Annotated in this window: 19 protein-coding genes; 9 read left to right on the forward strand and 10 right to left on the reverse strand. The window is 72.4% G+C overall.

The window, feature by feature from the left end:
• Positions 1–421: 421 nt before the first annotated feature.
• The gene (locus tag AB0F03_RS14795) at positions 422–994 is read left to right on the forward strand and encodes a DJ-1/PfpI family protein (RefSeq protein ID WP_361990769.1); all 573 of its coding nucleotides are present in this window, start codon (positions 422–424) and stop codon (positions 992–994) included.
• 70 nt (positions 995–1,064) lie between these two features.
• Here AB0F03_RS14795 and AB0F03_RS14800 read toward each other — a convergent pair whose 3' ends face one another.
• Positions 1,065–1,733 (reverse strand): HAD family hydrolase, encoded by a 669-nt coding sequence (locus tag AB0F03_RS14800; protein WP_361990772.1) that lies wholly within the window; start codon positions 1,731–1,733, stop codon positions 1,065–1,067.
• A gap of 48 nt (positions 1,734–1,781) precedes the next feature.
• Positions 1,782–2,294, reverse strand: coding sequence for a hypothetical protein (locus tag AB0F03_RS14805; protein ID WP_361990775.1), 513 nt, complete (start codon positions 2,292–2,294; stop codon positions 1,782–1,784).
• 330 nt (positions 2,295–2,624) lie between these two features.
• On the opposite strand from AB0F03_RS14805, the gene AB0F03_RS14810 reads away from it, so the two are divergent.
• Complete coding sequence (locus tag AB0F03_RS14810) at positions 2,625–3,113, forward strand: Rv3235 family protein (protein ID WP_361990778.1); 489 nt, start codon at positions 2,625–2,627, stop codon at positions 3,111–3,113.
• A 266-nt stretch (positions 3,114–3,379) separates the two neighbouring features.
• On the opposite strand, the gene secA is transcribed toward AB0F03_RS14810, so the two are convergent.
• Positions 3,380–6,190 carry a preprotein translocase subunit SecA gene (gene secA, locus AB0F03_RS14815; RefSeq protein ID WP_361990781.1) on the reverse strand — a complete coding sequence of 937 codons (2,811 nt, stop codon included), beginning with the start codon at positions 6,188–6,190 and terminating at the stop codon, positions 3,380–3,382.
• A 252-nt stretch (positions 6,191–6,442) separates the two neighbouring features.
• Between secA and AB0F03_RS14820 the strand changes: the two genes are divergently transcribed.
• Both AB0F03_RS14820 and AB0F03_RS14825 read left to right on the forward strand, forming a co-directional pair.
• Positions 6,443–7,012: a GNAT family N-acetyltransferase gene (locus AB0F03_RS14820; RefSeq protein WP_361990784.1), complete on the forward strand. Its 570-nt coding sequence runs from the start codon at positions 6,443–6,445 to the stop codon at positions 7,010–7,012.
• A 52-nt stretch (positions 7,013–7,064) separates the two neighbouring features.
• On the forward strand, positions 7,065–8,246 hold the full coding sequence (locus AB0F03_RS14825) for a crosslink repair DNA glycosylase YcaQ family protein (protein WP_361990787.1): 1,182 nt from the start codon (positions 7,065–7,067) through the stop codon (positions 8,244–8,246).
• On the opposite strand, the gene AB0F03_RS14830 is transcribed toward AB0F03_RS14825, so the two are convergent.
• The 7 genes from AB0F03_RS14830 to mtnA all read right to left on the reverse strand — a co-directional run bounded on the left by AB0F03_RS14830 (position 8,243) and on the right by mtnA (position 17,309).
• On the reverse strand, positions 8,243–8,989 hold the full coding sequence (locus tag AB0F03_RS14830) for a response regulator transcription factor (RefSeq protein ID WP_361990789.1): 747 nt from the start codon (positions 8,987–8,989) through the stop codon (positions 8,243–8,245). The genes AB0F03_RS14825 and AB0F03_RS14830 overlap by 4 nt on opposite strands.
• A 204-nt stretch (positions 8,990–9,193) precedes the next feature.
• Positions 9,194–9,943: a ribosome-associated translation inhibitor RaiA gene (gene raiA / locus AB0F03_RS14835; protein ID WP_361990792.1), complete on the reverse strand. Its 750-nt coding sequence runs from the start codon at positions 9,941–9,943 to the stop codon at positions 9,194–9,196.
• A 266-nt stretch (positions 9,944–10,209) separates the two neighbouring features.
• Entirely contained in the window at positions 10,210–11,079 is an 870-nt protein-coding gene (locus tag AB0F03_RS14840) for a ComF family protein (protein ID WP_361990794.1), read from the reverse strand.
• Positions 11,080–11,184: 105 nt separating this feature from the next.
• The gene (locus tag AB0F03_RS14845; RefSeq protein ID WP_361990797.1) at positions 11,185–13,023 is read right to left on the reverse strand and encodes an LpqB family beta-propeller domain-containing protein; all 1,839 of its coding nucleotides are present in this window, start codon (positions 13,021–13,023) and stop codon (positions 11,185–11,187) included.
• A complete protein-coding gene (mtrB, locus tag AB0F03_RS14850) occupies positions 13,013–15,274 on the reverse strand; it encodes an MtrAB system histidine kinase MtrB (protein WP_361990800.1) in 2,262 nt (753 codons plus the stop codon). The genes AB0F03_RS14845 and mtrB overlap by 11 nt, the downstream gene beginning before the upstream one ends.
• Position 15,275: 1 nt before the next feature.
• Positions 15,276–15,965 (reverse strand): two-component system response regulator MtrA, encoded by a 690-nt coding sequence (gene mtrA / locus AB0F03_RS14855; protein ID WP_187279108.1) that lies wholly within the window; start codon positions 15,963–15,965, stop codon positions 15,276–15,278.
• A gap of 201 nt (positions 15,966–16,166) precedes the next feature.
• Positions 16,167–17,309, reverse strand: a complete 1,143-nt coding sequence (gene mtnA / locus AB0F03_RS14860; RefSeq protein WP_361990803.1) for an S-methyl-5-thioribose-1-phosphate isomerase — start codon at positions 17,307–17,309, stop codon at positions 16,167–16,169.
• 140 nt (positions 17,310–17,449) lie between these two features.
• On the opposite strand from mtnA, the gene AB0F03_RS14865 reads away from it, so the two are divergent.
• Genes AB0F03_RS14865 through AB0F03_RS14885 form a run of 5 tightly spaced genes read left to right on the forward strand, consistent with a single transcriptional unit; the run spans position 17,450 to position 23,111 of the window.
• On the forward strand, positions 17,450–18,841 hold the full coding sequence (locus AB0F03_RS14865; protein WP_361990806.1) for a glycerophosphoryl diester phosphodiesterase membrane domain-containing protein: 1,392 nt from the start codon (positions 17,450–17,452) through the stop codon (positions 18,839–18,841).
• Positions 18,842–18,845: 4 nt separating this feature from the next.
• Positions 18,846–19,625 (forward strand): DUF4129 domain-containing protein, encoded by a 780-nt coding sequence (locus tag AB0F03_RS14870; RefSeq protein WP_361990809.1) that lies wholly within the window; start codon positions 18,846–18,848, stop codon positions 19,623–19,625.
• The gene (locus tag AB0F03_RS14875) at positions 19,622–20,818 is read left to right on the forward strand and encodes a DUF4350 domain-containing protein (RefSeq protein ID WP_361990812.1); all 1,197 of its coding nucleotides are present in this window, start codon (positions 19,622–19,624) and stop codon (positions 20,816–20,818) included. Before AB0F03_RS14870 ends, AB0F03_RS14875 begins: the two co-directional genes overlap by 4 nt.
• A complete protein-coding gene (locus AB0F03_RS14880; RefSeq protein WP_361990862.1) occupies positions 20,818–21,807 on the forward strand; it encodes a MoxR family ATPase in 990 nt (329 codons plus the stop codon). The genes AB0F03_RS14875 and AB0F03_RS14880 overlap by 1 nt, the downstream gene beginning before the upstream one ends.
• On the forward strand, positions 21,807–23,111 hold the full coding sequence (locus tag AB0F03_RS14885; protein WP_361990815.1) for a DUF58 domain-containing protein: 1,305 nt from the start codon (positions 21,807–21,809) through the stop codon (positions 23,109–23,111). The genes AB0F03_RS14880 and AB0F03_RS14885 overlap by 1 nt, the downstream gene beginning before the upstream one ends.
• Positions 23,112–23,302: the final 191 nt, after the last annotated feature.

A 23,302-nucleotide genomic window follows, 5' to 3' on the forward strand; every position in this document is an offset into this window, starting at 1 on the left:
CCGTCGACTGTGACGCTGCTCTCGGCACCGCCGTGTCCCGGAGCGTCCTCGGCGTCCTGGGGGCACCGGTGCCCCCGTCCCGCCCGCGAAGATCGGCGATCGCCGCCCGGTCACGGAGGTATTCCGTGCGGCCCGGGCGCAGGGCAGGAGCGGCATCGCCCCCGCGGGATATCGCGCTGATCACGCCACAAGGCTATCGCCCCGCACCCGGGACCCGTCATGAGCCGTATGTGTACAAAACCGAGGGGTGAAGTTTGACGTTCTGCACAGCGGCGGTATCCGTCCAGGTGGCGTAACCGGCGATCCGGTCGCGCCCCCGCTCCCGCGGACGCACCCTGAGAGACACCGGGCCCCCTTGGCAAGCGCCTCCGGCGGGGGGACGCTGCCCGGTGTGCCCGGAGTCTGCCCGGAGGAGCCGACCATGCCCACCCAGATCCTGATCGTCACCGGCGACGCGGCGGAGTCCCTGGAGGTCCTCTACCCCTACCAGCGGCTGCGCGAGGAAGGCTACGACGTCCACATCGCGGCCCCCACCCGCAAGACCCTCCGCTTCGTCGTCCACGACTTCGAACCCGGCTACGACACCTACACCGAGAAGCCCGGGTACACCTGGCCCGCCGACCTGGCCTTCGCCGAGGTCGACCCCGGCCGGTACGCGGCCCTGGTCATCCCCGGCGGCCGGGCCCCCGAGTACCTGCGCAACGACCCCGAGCTCCGCAAGATCCTCAAGGCCTTCTTCGACGCGGACAAGCCGGTCGCCCAGATCTGCCACGGCCCGCTGCTCACCGCCGCGATCGACTCCCTCCAGGGCCGCCGGGTCACGGCCTACCCCGCGCTGGAACCCGACATGCAGGCCGCCGCCGCGGGTTTCCAGGACACCGAGGCGGTCGTGGACGGCACGCTGGTCTCCGCCCGCGCGTGGCCGGACCACCCGGCGTGGATGCGGGAGTTCCTGAAGATCCTGCGCACGAAGGCACCGGCCACGCCGGCGTGACCGACGGCACCGCATACGGCCCGGAGCGGCCCGGCTCCGGGCCACCGGTGCCACCGGTGCCACCGCCCGGCTACGCCGATATCCTCCGCGCCTCCGCCACGGCCTCGGCCAGCGTGTCCACCACCGGCACCCCGACGGCCTCCAGACCGGCCCGGCTGTGCGAGCCCCCGGTGTACAGCACGGCCCGCGCACCCACGTGCAGCGCGGCGACCGCGTCGTCCGCCGCGTCCCCGATCACCACGGTCCGCTCCGGCGCCACCCGCCCCGTCAGCGCCTCCAGATGCCGCACCATGTGCTCGGCCTTGCTGCCACCGGACGGACCCCTACGCCCGTCGACCCGGAGGAAGTGCGCCTCGATCCCGAAGCCCCGCACCAACGGCACCAGGTCCTCGTGCCCGTACATGCTCAGCAGCGACTGGCTGTGTCCCGCCGACCGCCACCCGGCGAGCAGCTCCGCCGCGCCCTCGGTGAGCACGCACCGCACCCGGTGCTCGGCGTAGTGCCGGTGGAAGACCGCGTCCATCAGCTCCCACTCGGCACCCGTCGGCAGCCGGCCGAGCAGCCGCTCGTAGAACTTCGGCACCGGCACGCAGTACAGCGAGCGGTACTGCTCCAGCGTGATCGGCGCGAGGCCCAGCTCGGCGAAGGCCGCGTTCGTCGCCCCGATGATCGCGTCGTTGTCGTGGAACAGCGTTCCGTTCCAGTCCCAGACGATGTGCGCGCTTGCCTGCGTCCCCATGTCGAAAACCGTACCCGCCGCCACTGACAGCCACGGCTCCTGCCCAGGTCAGCCCCGTCCGACCAGGTTGGGGATCTCCTGCGTGGCGTACCACAGCAGCTCGTGGTCGTCCGCGCCGTCCACCACGAACCGCGCGTCGTCGTCGCCGCCGTCCGCCGCCGCGAGCGCGTCCGCCGCCGCGCGCACGTCCCGCTCCGCGTCGTCCGCGTCGAGGTGCACGGCGGCGGCCTTCGCCAGCGGCACCGCCGTCCGCACCGTCACCTCGCCCAGGGCGGCCGGGTCGAGCCCGCGGTCGGGGTCGGCGCTCGCGGCGCCGTCGGGCACGTCCACGGCGACGACGACCCGGCGCCGCACCGCGCCCGGATCGGCCGCCAGCAGCCGCAGCGAGGCGGCGGCGGCCCGGCCGAGCGCCGCGTACTCCAGCTCCTCGATGTCGTCGGAGAGGTACCACTCGCGCAGCGCGGGGGTGACGGCGTACGCCACGAGGGGCCCGCTGCCCAGCTCACCCGTCTTGTGCGCCTCGGCGAGAGCGGTGAGGGTCAGGGGGACGTAGACGCGCATGCTGGCCGCTCTTTCCTGGTCAAAGGCTCCGCTGGGCCCCGGGAGGAAGCGGCTGGCGCGCCTCCCGGCGGGCCTTCAGGATACGTGCGCCCGGTCCCCTTTCGGGCCCCTGCCCGACACCGCCGGAGCGTCCACTCCCGTCCGCCGGTTCACCCTCCCCCGCTGCGTCCCGACGCGGTGCGCGGCCCCTCGCCTCCCTCGGATAGGTGAACCTCGCGGCCCCCGCCCCGCCCGCCGCCACTTCCTTGCCCGTGCCCGCCGCGGCCCGTACAAGATCCCCACCAGCTAGTTACCGCCCGGTATCAACCGGCCCGCCGAACGGGGACCCCCATGAACAAGGTCATGAACCGCGCCGCCGCCCAGCCCCGGCCGCGGCACCGCCCGCCGAACCGCCGCGACTCCCGCCGCCCCGGGGGTGCGCCGCCCCGCACGCCCAGCCGGCCGGCAGCCGCCCTCACCGTCCCGCAGGAGCCTCCCGTCGGGCCGGTGCCGACCGTACGGCCCCCTCGCCCGACGGACCTCTTCGCCGACCGTCTGCTGGCCGTCCTGAGCGGTCAGCGGCCCGTCCACTGGATGCTGCGCCACACAGCGGGCCGCGCCTACGACGACCTCGCCCGCCTCGCCGAACACAGCCCCCTGCGCACGCTCGGCCCCCGCCCGGTCGTCCACGACATCGGTTACTACGTCCCCAGCGAAGGCGCGCTCGAGGTCTTCGCCCGCGTCAGCGCCGGGGACCGGTTCCGCGCCCTGGCCTTCCGCCTGGAACGGGGCAAGGACCTCCGCTGGCGCTGCACAGCCGTGGAAACGGGCCCGCGGTAGCCCTGCGGGGGGGCGGGGGGTCGTTGTGCGGGTGCGGGTGCGGTGGGCCGGTCGCGCGGTTCCCCGCGCCCCTGGGGGCCACAGCCGAGCCCAGCTGTATGGGGACGACGTCGACCGCGATCCCCCGGGGGCGCGGGGAACCGCGCGCTCAACCCCCACGCACCCGCACCCGACACCCACCCCCACGCTCCCTCACCCTCGTACCCGCGCGGCAACGCGAAGGGCCGGACCCCCGGAGGGATCCGGCCCGCTTCGAGCAATCGGCGTCACTTCTTGCGGCGGCGTCCGCCCTTGGCCTGCCGGCGGCGCTCGGCGCGGGTGAGCCCGTCCGACTCGGACCGCACCGGCTCCTCGTCCTCCAGGTCACGCTCGACGATGCCGCCCTCACCGTCCACGGTCGGCGCGGAGAAGTGCAGCTCCCGCCGCTGCGGAACGTCCAGCCCCTTCGCGCGGATCTCGGGACGCGCGCCCGCCTGCGCCGGCACCGTGTCGTGCACGCCCTCGCCGACCGGCAGGGGCTCCTCGACCGGGACCTCCTCGACCTGCTGCTCGACCTGGACCTCCAGGTTGAACAGGTAGCCGACGGACTCCTCCTTGATGCCCTCCATCATGGCGGTGAACATGTCGAAGCCCTCGCGCTGGTACTCGACCAGGGGGTCCTTCTGCGCCATCGCGCGCAGACCGATGCCCTCCTGGAGGTAGTCCATCTCGTAGAGGTGCTCGCGCCACTTGCGGTCCAGGACCGACAGCACGACCCGGCGCTCCAGCTCCCGCATGATCTCGGAGCCGAGCTGCGCCTCACGGGAGGCGTACTGCTCGTGGATGTCCTCCTTGATGGACTCCGAGAGGAACTCGGCGGTCAGGCCCGCGCGGTCGCCGGCCGCCTCCTCCAGCTCGTCGACGGTGATCTTCACCGGGTACAGCTGCCGGAAGGCGCCCCACAACCGGTCCAGGTCCCAGTCCTCGGGGAAGCCCTCGGCGGTCTCGGCGGCGACGTACGCGTCGATCGTGTCATCCATGAAGTGCTGGATCTGCTCCTGGAGGTCCTCGCCCTCCAGTACGCGCCGGCGCTCGCCGTAGATGACCTCGCGCTGCCGGTTGAGCACCTCGTCGTACTTCAGGACGTTCTTGCGCGTCTCGAAGTTCTGGGTCTCCACCTGCGCCTGCGCGGACGCGATCGCGCGCGTGACCATCTTGTTCTCGATCGGCACGTCGTCCGGCACGTTCGCCATCGACATCACGCGCTCGACCATCTGGGCCTTGAACAGCCGCATGAGGTCGTCGCCGAGGGAGAGGTAGAAGCGGGACTCGCCGGGGTCGCCCTGGCGGCCGGAACGGCCGCGCAGCTGGTTGTCGATGCGGCGCGACTCGTGCCGCTCGGTGCCCAGCACGTACAGCCCGCCGAGGGCCTCGACCTCGTCCTTCTCGGCCTTGACCGCCGCCTCGGCCCGCTCCAGGGCGGCCGGCAGGGCCGCGGCCCACTCCTCGATGTGCTCCTCGGGGTCGAGGCCGCGCTGGCGCAGCTCCGCCTCGGCGAGGTCCTCGGGGTTGCCGCCGAGCTTGATGTCCGTACCACGGCCGGCCATGTTGGTGGCCACGGTCACCGCGCCCTTGCGGCCGGCCTGGGCGACGATCTGCGCCTCGCGGTCGTGCTGCTTGGCGTTGAGCACCTCGTGCTGGATGCCGCGCTTGCTGAGCTGCTGCGAGAGGTACTCCGACTTCTCGACGGAGGTGGTGCCGACGAGGATCGGCTGGCCCTTCTCGTGCTTCTCGGCGATGTCGTCGACGACCGCCTCGAACTTCGCTACCTCGGTGCGGTAGATGAGGTCGGACTGGTCCGCGCGGACCATCGGCTTGTTGGTCGGGATGGGGACGACGCCGAGCTTGTAGATCTGGTGGAACTCGGCGGCCTCGGTCATCGCCGTGCCGGTCATGCCGGACAGCTTCTTGTACAGGCGGAAGAAGTTCTGGAGGGTGATCGTGGCGAGCGTCTGGTTCTCGTCCTTGATGTCCACCCCTTCCTTCGCCTCGATCGCCTGGTGCATGCCCTCGTTGTAGCGGCGGCCGGCGAGGATACGGCCGGTGTGCTCGTCGACGATCATGACCTCGCCGTCGATGACGACGTAGTCCTTGTCCTTCTTGAACAGTTCCTTGGCCTTGATGGCGTTGTTCAGGTAACCCACGAGCGGGGTGTTCACCGACTCGTAGAGGTTGTCGATGCCCAGCCAGTCCTCGACCTTGCTGACCCCGGACTCGTGGATGGCGACCGTGCGCTTCTTCTCGTCGACGTCGTAGTCGCCGGTCTCTTCCAGGCCCTTGAGCGGGTTGCCGGCCTCACCGCGCTTGAGGCGCGTGACCAGCTTGGCGAAGTCGCCGTACCACTTGGTGGCCTGGTCGGCCGGGCCGGAGATGATCAGCGGCGTACGGGCCTCGTCGATGAGGATGGAGTCGACCTCGTCCACGATGGCGAAGTTGTGGCCGCGCTGGACCAGCTCGTCCTGCGACCAGGCCATGTTGTCGCGCAGGTAGTCGAAGCCGAACTCGTTGTTCGTGCCGTACGTGATGTCGCACGCGTACTGCTCACGACGCTGGGCCGGCGTCATGTTGGCGAGGATGCAGCCGACCTCCAGGCCCAGGAACTTGTGGACGCGGCCCATCATCTCGGAGTCACGCTCGGCCAGGTAGTCGTTGACCGTGATGAGGTGGACGCCCTTCCCGGAAAGGGCGTTCAGGTAAGCGGGCAGCGTGCCGACGAGGGTCTTGCCCTCACCGGTCTTCATCTCGGCCACATAGCCGAGGTGCAGCGCGGCGCCGCCCATCATCTGGACGTCGTAGTGCCGCTGGCCGAGGACACGCTTGGCGGCCTCGCGCACGGTGGCGAACGCCTCGGGGAGCAGGTCGTCCAGGCTCTCACCGTCGGCGTACCGCTGCTTGTACTCATCGGTGAGGGCGCGCAGCTCGGCGTCGGAGAGGTCGACGAAGTCCTCTTCGATGGAGTTGACCTGGTCCGCGATGCGGTGCAGCCTGCGCAGGATCTTGCCTTCGCCTGCACGCATGATCTTCGAGAGGACGGACACGGGGGCTGGTCTCCTTGCCGGTCGGGCCTGGGACGGTCGGGTTTCCTTGTGACGTACTGAGCAACGGCCATCGTATGCGAGGACCCGGCTGCGCCGGGAGGCCTGGCGACGCGGCGGCTGCTTCACCCGGGACAACGGACGGGGCGGCCGGATAGTGCCGCACCGGACCGGGATTTGCACGGAAAGTGATCATCTGATCACACAACGCGGAACCGGATGGCCACCCGGGGGCGCGCCGAGCAGAATCGGGCGATGCGACCCGTCACGCTCACCACGGACCGTCTCCTGCTCCGCGCCGTCGGCCCCGCCGACACCGACGCGGTGTACGTGGCCGTACAGGACCCCGACATCCAGCGCTGGACGACGATCCCCTCGCCGTATCTGCCGGAACACGCGCTCACCTTCACCGAGCAGATCGTCCCCGACGGCTGGACGCAGGCGTCGATGTTCACTTTCGGCGTGTTCCTCACCGGCGGCGCACTGGCCGGCGTCCTCGGCCTGACGATGCGTTCCCTGGGCATGGCCGAGATCGGCTTCTGGGCGGCCCGGGAGCACCGCGGCAACGGCTACATGACCGAGGCCACCCTCACCGCCTGCCGGTGGATCTTCACCGAGGTCGGCGTCGACCGGGTCGAATGGCGCGCCGAGGTGGGCAACCACGCCTCCCGCGCGGTGGCCGAACACGCGGGCTTCACCACCGAGGGCACCCTGCGCTCCGCCCTCAACAACAAGGGAGTACGCCGGGACTGCTGGGTCGGCTCCCTCCTTCCCTCGGACCTCGGCCTGCCCTCCACCGCCCCCTACCTGCCCGCCCGTTCGTGAGGAAGGCACAGCTGGGTGCGGGCTGTCAGTGGCACCCTCTATCGTCCGGACCATGACGACCCTCCCGCGCCCCACCACCACCCTCACCGCGGACGACGCCCGCCGGATCGTGCTGCGGGCCCAGGGCCTTCTCGGCGCACCCGACCGGCGTGCCGGTGTCCGCGGGGTGCTGCGCCACCTCGGCGCGGTGCAGCTCGACACGATCTCGGTCCTCGCCCGATCCCACGAACTCGTGCCGTACGCCCGCCTGGGCGCGGTCGGCCGCAAGGCCGTGGAGGCCGCGTACTGGTCGCACACCCACGCCTTCGAGTACTGGTCGCACGCGGCCTGCATCCTCCCCGTCGAGGAGTGGCCGCACTTCGCCTTCCGCCGCCGCGCCTACCGCAACCGCCCGCACTGGAACCACGACCTCCCCGCCGGTGTCTACGACCAGGTCGTCAAGCAGCTGCGCACGGAGGGGCCGCTGACCGCCACGGAACTGGGCGGCGCCAAGCGGACGAGCGAGTGGTGGGACTGGTCGGGCACCAAGGTCGCCGTCGAGCGCGCGCTGATGTACGGCGAGGTGGTGTGCGTGGAACGGCGCGGCTGGAAGCGGGTGTACGACCTCGCCGAGCGCGCGATCCCCGGCGAGCTGCTGCACGACGAGCTGAACGACACCGCGTGTCTGCGCCGCCTGGTCCGGCTGGCGGGCGAGTCCCTCGGTGTCGGCACCCGCGCGGACATCGCCGACTACCACCGCCTCAAGGGCGAGCAGGTCGACGCGGTGATCGCCGACTCGGGCCTGGTGCCGGTGGAGGTCGAGGGCTGGGGCAGGCCGGCCTGGGCCGACCCGGCCGCCCTGGCGACGCCGCCGCGCGGCCGGCACCGCACCACGCTGCTGTCGCCGTTCGACTCCCTGGTCTGGGAGCGGGCACGCACGGAGCGGATCTTCGGCTTCACCCACCGCCTGGAGGCGTACGTGCCCAGGCCCAAGCGGGTCCACGGCTACTTCGCCATGCCGGTGCTCGCCGGCGGCCGGCTGGTCGGCCGCGTCGACCCGGCCCGCGAGGGCCGCACGCTGGTGGCCAGGCAGGTCACCCTGGACGGCCCGAAGGCGGCGCCCGCGGTCGCCCAGGCCCTCGTCGAGGCGGCGACCTGGGTGAACTGCACGGACGTGCGCGTGGAACGCGTGGACGCACCCGAGCTGCGCGAGCCCCTCACCCGAGAACTGTCCGGGCTTCTCGGACAGCGCTAGCGGATCTCGAGGATCTTCTCCCGCATCGCGTAGACCACGGCCTCCATCCTGGAATGCAGCTGCAATTTCTCCAGGATGTTGCGGACGTGGTTCTTCACGGTGTTCTCGGAGATGAACAACTCCTTGGCGATGTCCCGGTTGTTCATCCCCGTCGCCACGAGCTTGAGGACCTCCAGCTCCCGGTCCGTCAGCCGGGGCGCGGGCACCAGCCGGCGCTCGTCGGTGCGCTGGATCATCGACTTGAACTCGGTGAGGAGTTTCGACGCCATCGAGGGGCTGATCTGCGACTGCCCGTCGGCCACCGCGCGAATGGCCGTGGCCACCTCGTCGGTCGAGATCTCCTTGAGCAGATATCCGGTCGCGCCCGCCTTGATCGCGTCGTAGAGGTCGGCCTCCTCGTCGCTGATCGTCAGCATGATGATCTTCGCGCTGGGCGCGACCTCCTTGATGGAGGTGCAGGCCTCGATGCCGCCGCGCCGGGGCATACGGACGTCCATCAGGACGATGTCGGGGAGCAGGTCGGCGGCCTTGTCCACGGCCTCGGCGCCGTCGCCCGCCTCACCGACGACCTGGATGTCCTCCTCGGCCGCGAGGACGATCTCCAGGCCGCGCCGGAAGAGGGCGTGGTCGTCCACGACCAGGACCCTGATCGGCTCCTTGCGTGCGGAGTCCGCGTCCGGGTCCCTGCCGATGACATCGTCGCCGGCGCCCCCGCCCCGCATCGGTCCGAAGGTGTCCGCCATCGTTCCTCCCCCTGAAGGCTGTGGCCTGTGGTCCTGTGCCATCGCCAACCCAAGGCAGCGGCCCACCGGTTGGGCCGATGCGGCCATGATTCCATGCCCGGGCACCACCGAGGTGACATGCGGGGCGTGAACTGGTCGCACATCGGTGCCCCTGGGGGCGCACAGGCGCTCCAGGGGCACCGGCCGAGCTTCATGCCGGACGGGTCAGCCGCCCAGGGTGCCACCCGCCGCGTGCGGGTCCGTCTCGGTGACCATCGGGTCCGTGCTGAGGTGGATCACACCGTAGTCGTAGGCGTGCCGCCGGTAGACGACGCTCGGTTCCTTCGTCTCGGCGTCGACGAACAGATAGAAGTCGTGGCCGACCAGTTCCATCTCGTAGAGGGCCTGGTCGAGGCTCATGGGGGAGGCGACGTGCGTCTTCTCGCGCACGACGAGGGGGCCTTCGCCCTTGACCTCCAGCGGGCCGATCTTCTTGGTCGGCACCGCGTCCTGCTCCTCCTCCTGGACGAGGAGGCCGTTGTCGTTCAGCGTGGCCACACCCGGCACCTGGTCGGCGATCTCCGCCACCGACACCCGGTGCGCGCCCCGGCGTGAGTACCGCTTGTCGTGCTCCTTGCGGAGCCGGGCGTCCAGCTTCTCCGCCGCCAGGTCGAGTGCCGCGTACGGGTCGCTGGCCGCTGCCTCCGCGCGGATCACCGGACCGCGGGAGCGGAGCGTGATCTCCACTCGGTCACAACGGTCGGCCTGTCGGGGGTTGGGCTCCTTGGACACCTCGACGTCGAGGCTGATCACCTTGCCATCGAGCTTCTGGATCTTCTCCAGCTTCAGCTTCTCGGCCACATGCTTGCGGAACCGCTCGGGCACCTCGGTCTTGCGGCCTTTGACGACGATGTCCACGCAGAACTCCGTTCCCGGATCGCTCCGCTGTCTGGGCGGAGCGTCTCCCTTTCGCACCAGATCCGGTGATCACCGGACCTCGGACTCGGTGACTTCCACCTCCTCCTCCCCCATGGACGAGATCTCCACCCCACCGGTGCGGGTGATTGCGAAAAACCCGCAGCACGGCATTCGGATATGCGAGGTGTGGCCTGCGCCTTTCCTCACAACCGAACATATCTCGCCCGGACGGATGGCGTCACCCTCTACTACGAGGTACCTCCGTTGGGGTGAATAACCCCTGTCATACCCCTCTCACTACCTGCAACGACGCAGGTCGACGATCAGTTCCTGTTCATTTCGAAGGAATCCCACGGCGCGGCGACCACCGCGGCGTGGAGCAACCGCCCGGAGGCGTTCGGTACCGCCATTTCCGGTGCACCCAGCACCCACTTCCTCTCCTCCGCCCGTGCACCGTTCCGTTGTTCTCCCCTACCTTCCCGGCTTACGGCGGCATACACGGCCGTTCCGCCATCGCGACGGGATACCGCCGCCGCCCGCACGGCCCGCGCCGCCTCCGCGAGACTGGCGCCCGTCGTCATCAGGTCGTCGACGAGCACGACGCGGCCCGCGCCGAGCAGCAGGCCGCTCCCCGCGGTGGCCTCCAGGGCGCCGGCGAGGTTCTCCAGGCGCCGCCGCGCGTCCAGACCGGCCTGGTCCGCCACGGCGCGCCGCTGCCGCAGTACGGCCGCCACCCGGGCCGGGGTCCCGGTGCGCCGCAGCTCCCGGGCCGCCGCGAGCGCCATCCGCCGTACCGGATCGTGCCCGCGTGCCCGCACCGCCCACCGGGCGGAGGGCACGGGCACCAGCAGCACCGGCCCTCGCCACGGACGTCGGCCCGGCCCGCCACCGGACGCCTGTCCGCGGAGTCCCGCACGCACGGCGCCCGCCAGCGCCGCGCCCAGCGTCCCCGCGAGCGCCAGCGCGCCGCGCTCCTTGTGGGCGAGCAGCAACGTCCGCACCTCCGCCGCGTACGGCGCCACCGCGTGCACCACCGGCAGCCCGGCCGGCTCCGGCACCGGCCGCACCCGCCGCGCCGCGCGTCCGTCCACCACACTCCGGCAGCGCGGGCAGAGCGCCGTACGAGGTGCCCCGCAGCCCGCGCAGTCGGCCGGCAGCACCAGGTCGGTGAGGTCCTGCCACCACCCCCGCATGCCCACCACTGTGCCCACGCCGCCGCCGGTCTGCCACCCCTGTGGAAAACCCCTGCGGAAAACGCGGAGCACCCCGCGCCACTGGTGGGTGCCGCGTCCGCGTCCTCAGCCCGGATAGACCGGCGCCGTCCCGTCCTTGTCGATCTTCTGCCACTGTGCGCCGGACGGCAGTCGTACGATCCCGTCGTCCGAGTAGGCCACCAGCGGTACCCGCTCGTTCTCGGAGGCGGCGATCGCCTTCACGCCGGGGAGCGCGCCGGGTGCCGGGCTGTCGAGCGCGGAGCCGTCGATCTGGACGTACCGCATCTGCTGCACACCCCCGTGCTCCTGGCCGACGACGAGCAGTCTGCTGTCCCCGGCCCAGGAGATGGCGCTGACCTCCTCCAGGTCCGGTGCCGGCGAGTGCAGTCCGTCCACGGAGATGCCCTGCCCGGTGCCGTCGTCGCGCTGGATCCGGCCGATCGACAGGGACTGCTTGCCGTCCTTCTCCACGACCAGGGCGATCCGCGTCCCGTCGGCGGCCACCCGCGCGTCCGTGATGCGGCCCGGCAGATCCGGGACCGCGACCTGCACCGGCTTGTCACCGCCCTGTTCCACGACGAACAACCGCGGCCGGTGCGGGTCCCGGTCGGCCACCCACAGGTCGCCGCGGGCGTCCCAGCTCGGCGTGGCCAGCCGCTCCGTCGGCGCCGCACCGGCGCTGGTCACCAGCGGGTCGCCCAGCGAACCGCCCGCCGCAAGCGACGACCTGTACAGCGACGCCCCCCGGTCGCCGACCACGGCCGCGGTGTCCTCGTCCCGCGACACGGCCACCGACAGCAGCCCGTTGCCCCCCTCGCCCAGCGGCCCGGGCACCCGGTCGGCGCCGGTTCCGGTACCGGTGCTGCCGGTCGGCATCCGCACCAGCCGGTGCTTGCCATCGAGGAAGTACAGGTACTCGGGGCGTCTTGCCGACCCGTGCCAGGCGGCGGACTCCGCGCGCTCCTCGCGCACCTCGCACAGCCGGCCGCCGCCCGCCCCCTGCAACTCCACGGAGTCCAGCGTCGGCACGAGGTTGCGCAGGGTGAACAGCACCTGCGTCGCCATCTCGGTGCACGTGCCGGACGTGACCTGGGACGGCTTGAGGTTCAGCGGCACGGTCAGCTTGTTCTGGTCGTCCGGTGCCAGCCCGGAGACGCCCTTCTTCAGCGCCGTACCCGTCGGGAAACTCGACCGGACCACCGGACCGAGCCACGCGGTCGGGCCGTGCAGCAGCGAGCGGACCAGCTGCGTCATCGGGTCCACCTTGCTGCGTACGAACACCGGATCGGCGACCGCCACCGGCTGTCCCCCGGACCCGACCGCCGTCTTGGAGGCAAAGTAATACTTGTCGACGGACGTGTAGTTCCGCTGGAAGTCCGACTTGCCCATGACGACGCCGTCGGGGAGCCCGTCGATGCGCCACTGCCCGCTCTTGGGGTTCTTCGTCAGGTGCAGTTTCCTGCGGTAGGGGGCCTCGGCGGGCTGGTAGGCCTGCTGTGCGTCGACCGTGGCGACCTGGGCGCCGGTCAGCACACAGGTCGCGCTGTCGGCCTCCTCCCGGCCTCCCGGGTTGCAGTTGGTCGCGATGCTGGGGCCGTTCGCGAGGACCGTCGTCGAGCGCTCCGGCCGCCAGACGCGCGCCGCGTCCGCCGTCAGATACTTGCGCGCCGTGTCATAGCCGGGGTCGTCGCTGGTCAGCGCCTCGAGGAAGCCCTGCATGATCTCGCCGGGGCCGACGCCCTCGGCGGGCGGCATGGCGAACACCCGCACTCCGGTGTCCTGTCGCGGTGTGGACTCCACATCCCGCAGGTCTCCGCTGTCGGGCATCGAGGCGCACCCGGCCAGCACCACGATGCCCAGGGCGGCGTACGCCACCGCGCGCCCAGGCCGCCGCCGTGCGCCCCCCGTGCGGTCAGCGGCCACGAAATGCCTCCCCTGGCTGATGCGAGTCCTCCGGCACGGCCGCACCCGACGCGGACGCGCCCGGCCGATCCCCGTCCAGTCGGTCCACGTCGGGCCGATCCGCGTTCGGCCGATCCACACTCGATCGGTCCACGTCCGGCCGGTCCAGGCCCGGCCCGTCCCCGTTCAGTGGGTCCATGTCCGGCCCGTCCAAGCCCGGCCCGTCCACGTCCGCGGTGGCTGCCGGGCGGGCGGCCGGCCGGTCGTCCGGGCGCCGTGCGCCGCCGGCGGGCCGGGGCACCACGCGGGCGCCGTTGCCGGGCAGGGCGGTCGGATCGGCTGCGGGGCTGTCGGTGGCCAGCCGCGGCGCGACCGACGTCCGCGGCGGCAGCGCGGGCGCTTGCGCACCGCCCTGCTGCACCGGGACCGTCGCCCGCTTCTCCTCGTCCCCGCGGCGCTGGCCGGCGTCGTCGAGGCCGCGGTTGCGGCGCGAGTCCTTGGGTTCCAGCGGTATCGGGGAGCCCCGCAGCGGTTCGTCCGCCGTCCTGGGCAGCGTCAGCCGGAACTGCGAGCCGCCGCCCGGCTCACCCCACGCTTGCAGCCAGCCGCCGTGCAGCCGCGCGTCCTCCAGGGCGATCGACAGCCCCAGACCCGTACCACCGGTGGTACGCGCGCGTGCCGGGTCGGCCCGCCAGAAACGGCTGAACACACGGGTCGCCTCACCGGGCTTCAGTCCGACGCCGTAGTCACGCACCGCGATGGCCACCGCCCCGCCCGCCGCGGCGAGCCTGACGACGACGTCCCTGCCCTCACCGTGCTCGACGGCGTTGACGACGAGGTTGCGCAGTACGCGCTCCACCCGCCGGGCGTCCGCCTCGGCGACGACGGGCTGCTGGTCGCCGCGCACCCGTATGTGGGTGCCCTTGCGCTCCGCGAGCGGCTCGGCGCCGCTGACCACCCGCCGGACGACCTCCCTGAGGTCGATCGGCTCCGCCTCCAGCGCGGCCGCCCCGGCGTCGAACCTGCTGATCTCCAGCAGGTCCGCGAGCAGCGACTCGAACCGGTCCAGCTGGTCGGCGAGCAGTTCGGCCGACCGCGCGGTCACCGGGTCGAAGTCCTCGCGCGCCTCGTGGATGACGTCGGCGGCCATCCGGACGGTGGTCAGCGGGGTGCGCAGCTCGTGCGAGACGTCCGACACGAACCGGCGCTGCATCCGCGACAGTTCCTCCAGTTGCTGGATCTTCACCTGGAGGTTCTGCGCCATCTTGTTGAAGGCCTCGCCCAGGCGCGCGATGTCGTCCTCGCCGGTGACCTTCATCCGTTCCTGCAACCGCCCGGCGGACAGCCGCTCCGCGATCCCGGCCGCCATCCGCACCGGCGTGACCACCTGCCGCACCACCAGCCAGGCGATGGCGCCCAGCAGCACGACCACGAACAGCCCGGCGGTCGCCAGAGTGCCCTTGACCAGGCTCAGCGACTTCTCCTCCTGCGTGAGCGGGAAGAGGTAGTACAGCTCGTACGACCGCCCGTTGGGGTCGTTGACCTGCTTGCCGATGACCAGCGCCGGCTGGGACTCCTTGCCGTTGGAGTAGACGATCCGCGTGTAGCTCTGGGCGGCCGTCATACCGCTGTTGACCCGCTCCCGCAGGTCCGCGGGCACGCTGGAGGTCGGGCTGACGTTGCCGGAGCCGCGCGGGCTGCGTCCGCCGCCGCTGTCGTCGCCGACGGGCAGCGTCACCACGTCGAAGGCGCCCGCGCCGCCGCTGGACAGCGACTCCACGAGGTCGCTCATCCACGGGATGACGTTCTGCGACTGCCGCCCGTCCGGGGTCACCGTGCCGTCACCGGCACCGGTCCCGGCGGCCGCACCCGTACCCGTCCCGCCGGCCGCCTCGTCGGCCTTCTGCTTGGCCACCGCGAACCCGCCGGTGGCCTGGCTCTGCGACGCCTTCACCTTCGCGTCGAGCAGGCCGTTGCGCACCTGCCCGATCACGACGAATCCCAGCAGCAGGACGACACCCAGCGACATCAGCAGGGTCGTGGCGACGACCCGCAGCTGGATGTTGCGCCGCCACAGCCGCATCACCGGCAGCAGCGGACGGCGCACCCAGCGCAGGAACAGCCGCAGCACCGGGCTGCCCTGGACACCCGCCTGCGGCAGGCCGCCCTGGAACAGCCGCCTGAGACGCGCGACGACCGCCGCCCGGCCGACAGGCCGCCCCGGACGGGTCCCGGACCTGCCGGGGGCCGAAGCGGCACTGTCCCCGGGCATGTCAGCTCGGTCCGGCCTTGTAACCGACGCCACGGACGGTCACCACGATCTCCGGCCGCTCCGGGTCCTTCTCGACCTTGGAGCGCAGCCGCTGGACGTGGACGTTGACGAGCCGTGTGTCCGCGGCGTGCCGGTAGCCCCACACCTGCTCCAGCAGCACCTCGCGCGTGAACACCTGCCACGGCTTGCGCGCGAGCGCCACCAGCAAGTCGAACTCCAGCGGGGTCAGCGCGATCGACTGCCCGTCCCGCTTCACCGAGTGCCCGGCCACGTCGATGACCAGGTCACCGATGGTCAGCTGCTCCGGCGCCGGCTCCTCGGACCTGCGCAACCGCGCCCGGATCCGAGCCACCAGCTCCTTCGGCTTGAACGGCTTGACGATGTAGTCGTCGGCGCCCGACTCCAGGCCCACGACGACATCGACGGTGTCGCTCTTGGCCGTGAGCATCACGATCGGCACCCCCGACTCGGCCCGGATCAGCCGGCACACCTCGATGCCGTCCCGTCCGGGCAGCATCAGGTCCAGCAGCACGAGGTCCGGCTTGGACTCACGGAAAGCGGCCAGCGCCTTGTCGCCGTCGGCTACGAAAGACGGCTCAAAACCTTCACCACGCAACACAATGCCGAGCATCTCGGCCAGTGCGGTGTCGTCGTCGACGACAAGGACTCGTCCCTTCATAAACGACATCATCCCATTCTCGTAACGACGACAGAGGCGCAGGTGAGCAGGCTCACTGGCCTGTGACGATAGTCGTACCGAGCCGTCACTGTCTGCCCCGGTCCGCTGCCACGGGCCGGACCCTGGCCCGTGGCGGGCCGGACATCCACTGCGGCAGCCGGGCCAGGGCCCCGGGAAGAGCCGCTCCCGCAAGGCCCAGCCGCTATCGCGCCCTCATCCGGCCGTCACCTGGCGCGACCGCGCGCACAGCTCCGCGAGGGCCTCGGCCGTCACGGGCGAGACGACTCCCTCCTCGGTGACGATGGCCGTCACCAGCTCGGGCGGCGTCACATCGAACGCCGGGTTGTACGCCTGGGTTCCCAGGGGCGCCACCGGTATCCCGCCCCCCGCTCCCGTCACCGGCACCTGCGGCGCCGCGATCTCGGTCACTTCGTAGCCGGGACGCTGCTCGACCTCGATGGACGCGCCGTCCGGGGTGTCGGGGTCGACGGTCGTCAGCGGCGCCACCACGATGAACGGCACATGGTGGTAGCGGGCGAGCACGGCGAGCGGATAACTCCCCACCTTGTTCGCCACGGAGCCGTCGGCCGCGATCCGGTCCGCCCCGACCAGCACCGCGTCCACCTCGCCCGCCGCGAACAGGGAACCCGCCGCGTTGTCGGTGAGCAGCGTGTACGCCATGCCGCTGCGGGCCGCTTCGTACGCCGTCAGGCGGGCACCTTGCAGCAGCGGACGCGTCTCGTCCACCCACAGCCGCCGCAACCGCCCCGCCCGGTGCGCCGCGAGCGCCACCGCCAGAGCCGTGCCCTCCCCGCCCGACACCAGTGAGCCGGTGTTGCAGTGCGTGAGAACCCGGTGGCCGCCGGCGGGCAGCAGTTCGTCGAGCAGCGCCAGTCCGTGGGCGGCCATCCGGACGCTGCCCTCGGCGTCCTCCCGGTGCAGCGCCCGCGCCGCGGCGAGCGTCGCCACCGCGGCGGCGGTGGGGTCACCGGTACTGGCCAGTGCCGCCTGGTGCGCGGCCCGGGCCCGGCGCACGCCGACGGACAGGTTCACCGCCGTGGGCCTGGCCTCTTCGAGCGCCCGCGCCGCGTCGGCCACGTCGAAGCCGCGCGCGGCGGCGAGCGCGACGCCGTACGCCCCCGCGATCCCGAGCAGCGGTGCCCCGCGCACGGCGAGCGAACGGATCGCCTCCACCAGCGCCGACGCGTCCGTGCACACCAGCTCGGCCTCTTCGGCCGGAAGCCTCGTCTGATCGAGAAGGACCAGTACGGGCCCCTCGGGTGGTTCCTCCCACCGGATCGCCGGTATCTCGGTCGGCCGCCTGTCCTCACCGGTTCGCGCCTGCTGATCAGCCATGCCGTCAGTCTGCCCCGGAAACGGCGGACAATTGAAGGTGGCCACCGCCTACCGCGGCCGGTCCTGCCATGACCGGCCCATGGCACGATGGCTGCCAACCTGCCGCCGCGACCGCGGAAGGGCACCGAGAAGGAGCTTCGATGACAGACACTCCGGGCTGGGCCTCGCCCGGATCCGCCCCGTCGCCCGAGGGGCGGGAACCCGGTGCGTCCGGCCCTGCCGAGCCCGCCGACCGCCCCGGCCCCGCCGGTCCCGCACCGCAGGCGGGCGCGAAGGCGCCGGGCGCGGGCGCGAAATGGTCCGAGGAGCAGCCGCCACCCGGCCAGTGGCCCGCGCCCACCGGTGCCCCCAGCCCGGACCACGTCCCACCGCCCCCGCCGCCCGGCCCCGGCTGGGACGGCCGGCACCCCGGCGGCCCCGGCGGCCACGGTGCCCCCGGCCCCGGTGGCTGGGGCGCCCCCGGCCCCGGCCCCGGCGGCTACGCCGGTCACGGCACCCCCCGCGGCTACCCGGCCTGGGGCGGCGGCTGGGGCGGCCCCCCGCCCGCGGCCAAGCCCGGTGTCATCCCGCTGCGCCCCCTCGGCGTCGGCGAGATCCTCGACGGCGCCGTGTCCACCATGCGCACGCACTGGCGCACGGTCCTGGGCATCGCGCTGGCCGTCGCCCTGATCACGGACATCAGCCTGGTCGTCCTGCAAGGCTTCGTCCTCGACGACGCCCTCGCCCGGACGTCCCTGGACAGCCGCACCGCCACCCCCGACGAGGTGTTCCGCGCCCTGCGCGAAACCATGATCGACTCGGGCATCGTCACGGTGATCTCCGTGGCCGCCATCATCGTCGCCACCGCCCTGCTCGCGCCCATCATCAGCCGCGCCGTGCTCGGCAAGCCGATCGGCATCGGCGAGGCCTGGCGCGAGGCCCGGCCACAGCTTCCCGGGCTGGCCGGTCTGCTGCTCCTGCTCGGCCTGATCATCGCCGGTGTGTTCGTCGCCGGGGCACTGCCCGGCTTCCTGGTCCAGCAGACCGGCGGCAGCGACGCCGGCGGATCCGCGCTGCTCGCCCTCGGCCTTCTCGGGGCCGTGGTCGTCGCGCTGTGGCTGGCGATCCGCTACAACCTGGCCGCGCCCGCCCTGGTACTGGAACGACAGGGCGTCGTGAAGGCCATGAGCCGCTCCGCCAAGCTGGTACGCGGCGCCTGGTGGCGTGTCCTCGGCATCCAGGCGCTCGCCTGGCTCATCTCCGGCATCGTCTCGGGGATCGTCACCATCCCCTTCGCCGCCATCGGCGCCGCCGTGAGCGGCCACGGCATGGACGACTTCCTCACCACCGGCAACGGGCACGTCGGCTGGACGTTCCTGATCATCCGGGGGATCGGTTCCCTGATCGGCACCACGCTCACCCTTCCGATCAGCGCCGGCGTCACCGTGCTCCTCTACATCGACCAGCGCATCCGCCGCGAGGCCCTCGACCTGGAACTGGCCCGCGCCGCCGGCGTCCAGGACCACGGCACCGGCGCCGTCCCCGGGAGCTGATGCGGTGAGCCTCACGGGGGGCATTCCCGCGGCGGCGGCCCCACCCGGCGCCGCCGCCGCGGCCTTACGACGCCTGCTGCGTGCCACGCACACCGCCGTCCTGGCAACCGGTGGCTCGGGCGACGAGCCGCCGGTGACCATCCCGCGCGGTCCCGCGCGGGAAGCAGCCCGGCGCGAGCTGTCCCGGCGGATGTACCACGAGAACGACCCCAGCGCGTTCCAGCGCGCCCTGAACGCGTTCTGGGACTGGCTCGAGCGGCTGTTCGGCTCGGCCGCCTCGGCGACGCCCGGCGGCACGGTGGGCCTGCTCGTCGTGATCCTCTTCGTCGTCGCCGTCCTGGCCGCCCTCTGGTGGCGCCTCGGCACCCCACGCCGCCGGCCCGCCTCCGCCACCGTCCTGTTCGGCGACGGCCCCCGCAGCGCCGCCGACCACCGCGCGGCCAGCGAGGCACACGCCGCCCGGGGCCACTGGAACCAGGCCGTCCAGGAACGCGTGCGCGCCCTCGTCCGCTCCCTGGAGGAACGCGCCCTGCTCGACGTACGCCCCGGGCGCACCGCCGACGAAGCGGCCGCCGAGGCCGGCCGCGTCCTTCCCGCGCACACGGACCGGCTGCGCGCCGCCGCCCGGGAGTTCGACGACGTCACATACGGCGGGCGCGCGGCGAGCGCACAGTCGTACCACCGCGTCGCCGCACTCGACCGCGACGTCGAACGCACCCGGCCGAGTCTCGCCGACAGCAGCGCCGGCACGGCCGGCACCACCCGCCAGGGGGCCGCCGAGTGATCACCGAGGCCCCGGCCCCGGCCACCTCCACCGCACCCACCGGACGCCAGGTGTGGACCCGCGCGCGAGGCATCGCGGTCGCCGCCGTACTGATCGTGGCCGCGGCGGTCGCCATGGCCGCCGTACGCTCCACCAGCCGGCACGGCGACCTGGACCCGCGTTCCGCCGACCCCTACGGCAGCCGTGCCGTCGCCCAGCTCCTCGCCGAACGCGGCGTGGCCACCCGCGTGGTCACCACCCTCGGCGCGGCCCGCGCCGCCACCGGCCCGGACACCACCCTGCTGGTCGCCGTACCCGACCGGCTGACACACCGCCAACAAGACGACCTGCACGCGGCGACGGCGTCCTCCGGCGGGCGGACCGTCCTCGTCGCAGCCGGCAGCTGGTCCGTCGAACGGCTCGCCCCCGGAGTCACCGCCGACCCGGCCACCAGCCCCCACTCCGCGCTCACCCCCCACTGCCGCCTGCCCGAGGCCCGGCGGGCGGGCAGCGCCGACACCGGCGGCATCCGCTACACCACCACCCACCTCGGCGCCGACTCCTGCTACCCCAGCGAGCGCCTCGCCACGCTGCTGCGCGTCCCGGCGGCTTCCGGGAGCGGCGACACCGTCGTCCTCGGCGCGCCCGACATCCTCCGCAACAACCGCCTCGACAAGCAGGGCAACGCCTCGCTCGCCCTCCAACTCCTCGGCTCGCGCCCCCATCTGGTCTGGTACCTCCCCTCGCTGTCCGACGCCTCCGCCACCGGCACCGGCGAGCGGAAGGACTTCCTCGACCTGCTCCCTGCGGGGTGGCTCTGGGCCACCCTGCAACTCTTCATCGCGGCGGCCCTCGCCGCCTTCTGGCGGGGACGCCGCTTCGGCCCCCTCGTCGCCGAGAGACTCCCCGTCGCGATCCGTGCCTCGGAGACCACCGAAGGCCGCGCCCGCCTTTACCGCAAGGCCGACGCCCGCGACCGCGCGGCCACCGTTCTTCGCTGCACCACCCGCACCCGCCTCGCCCCCCTCGTCGGCGTCCCCCTCGCCCGGGCGCACACACCCGAGGCCCTGCTCCCCGCCCTCTCCGCCCACCGCACCGGCGACGGACAGGCCCTGCACCTCCTGCTCTTCGGACCGCCGCCCGGCGACGACGCGGCCCTCATCGCACTCACCGACCGACTCGACGCCCTCGAAAGAGAGGTACGCCGTTCATGATGGCCCCGACCACTGACAACGCCGGGCAGACCGGGGACGCGGGCACCGCCCGGGCCGCCCTGGAAGCCCTGCGCACCGAGATCGCCAAAGCCGTGGTCGGCCAGGACCCCGCCGTGACCGGTCTCGTCGTAGCCCTCCTCTGCCGTGGTCACGTCCTGCTCGAAGGGGTCCCGGGAGTCGCGAAAACGTTGCTCGTCCGCGCCCTCGCGTCCGCTCTGGAGCTCGACACCAAGCGCGTCCAGTTCACCCCCGACCTCATGCCGAGCGACATCACCGGCTCCCTCGTCTACGACACCCGCACCGCCGAGTTCTCCTTCCAGCCCGGCCCGGTCTTCACCAACCTCCTCCTCGCGGACGAGATCAACCGCACCCCGCCCAAGACCCAGTCGTCCCTCCTGGAAGCCATGGAGGAGCGCCAGGTCACGGTCGACGGCACGCCCCGCCCGCTCCCCGAGCCGTTCTTGGTCGCCGCGACCCAGAACCCGGTCGAGTACGAGGGCACCTACCCTCTCCCCGAGGCACAACTGGACCGTTTCCTTCTCAAGCTGACGGTTCCTCTGCCGTCCCGCCAGGACGAGATCGACGTCCTCACGCGCCACGCCTCGGGCTTCGACCCCCGCGACCTGCGCGCCGCCGGCGTGCGCCCCGTCGCCGGGCCCGCCGACCTCGCGGCGGCCCGCGCCGCCGTCGCCGGGACGACCGTCTCCCCCGAGATCACCGCCTACGTCGTCGACATCTGCCGCGCCACCCGCGAGTCCCCCTCCCTCACCCTCGGCGTCTCCCCCCGTGGCGCCACCGCCCTGCTCGCCACCTCACGCGCCTGGGCCTGGCTGACGGGACGCGACTACGTCATCCCCGACGACGTGAAGGCCCTGGCCCTGCCCACCCTCCGCCACCGCATCCAGCTGCGTCCCGAGGCCGAGATGGAGGGCGTGACGACCGACTCGGTCATCAACGCCGTACTCGCCCATGTCCCGGTCCCCCGCTGATGGCACTCACCGGACGCGCCGCTCTCCTCGCGGCCCTCGGCTCGATCCCCGTCGGCGTCCTGGAACCGGGCTGGACGGGCATCCTCGCGGTCAACGGCTCCCTGGCCCTGGCCTGCGCCTGCGACTACGCACTCGCCGCGCCCGTACGCCGTCTCGCTCTGACCCGCTCCGGCGACACCTCGGCCCGCCTCGGTGAAACCGCCGACGTCACTCTCACGGTCACCAACCCCTCTCCCCGTCTGCTGCGCGCCCGGCTCCGGGACGCCTGGCCACCCAGCAGCTGGCAGCCAGGCACCGAGACCTCCCGGCACCGACTGACCGTGCCCCCGGGCGAACGCCGGCGCGTGACGACCCGGCTGCGTCCCACCCGGCGTGGCGACCGGCAGGCCGACCGTGTGACCATCCGCTCCTACGGCCCCCTCGGCCTGTTCTCCCGCCAGGGCACGCACCGACTGCCCTGGACAGTACGAGTCCTCCCCCCGTTCACGAGCCGCAAGCACCTCCCGGCGAAACTCGCTCGATTGCGTGAACTCGACGGTCGCACCAGCGTGCTGACCCGTGGCGAGGGAACGGAATTCGACAGCCTGCGCGAGTACGTCCCCGGAGACGACACCCGCTCGATCGACTGGCGGGCCACCGCACGGCAGTCCACCGTCGCCGTCCGCACCTGGCGGCCCGAACGCGACCGGCACATCCTTCTCGTCCTGGACACCGGCCGCACCTCGGCCGGCCGAGTGGGGGACGCGCCGCGCCTGGACGCCTCGATGGACGCCGCACTGCTCCTGGCGGCGCTCGCCGCCCGCGCCGGCGACCGCGTCGACCTACTGGCCTACGACCGCCGGGTACGCGCCCTCGTACAGGGCCGTTCGGCGCGCGACGTGCTGCCGTCCCTGGTCAACGCGATGGCCACAGTGGAACCCGAACTGGTCGAGACGGACGCGCGTGGCCTGACGGGAACGATCCTGCGCACGGCACCGCGACGTTCACTGATCGTGCTCCTGACGACACTGGACGCGGCTCCGGTGGAACAGGGGCTGCTCCCGGTCCTTCCGCAGCTCGTCCAACGCCACACTGTTCTGGTCGCCTCGGTAGCGGATCCGCACATCGCCCGCATGGCACAGGCTCGGGGCAGTGTGGAAGCGGTGTACGAGGCCGCGGCAGCCGCTCAGGCGCAGACCGAGCGTCGGCGTACCGCGGAACACCTTCGTCGTCACGGGGTGTCGGTGGTGGACGCGACGCCGGAGGATCTGGCGCCGGCTCTGGCGGACGCCTATCTGGCACTCAAGGCCGCGGGACGACTCTGATCCCCGCGATGGCATCCCTTCCGCGATGACCCCCCTTCGGAGCAGCGGGCAGCGGGCAGCGGATATTGCGCTGCTGATATCCGCGGACATCAACCCTGAACGCAGAAAACCCCCGCATCGAAGATGCGGGGGTTTTCCCAAAGATTGTTCGGCGGTGTCCTACTCTCCCACAGGGTCCCCCCTGCAGTACC

Origin of the sequence: Streptomyces sp. NPDC028722, from assembly GCF_040637655.1 — a bacterium.
Classification (GTDB): Bacteria; Actinomycetota; Actinomycetes; order Streptomycetales; family Streptomycetaceae; genus Streptomyces.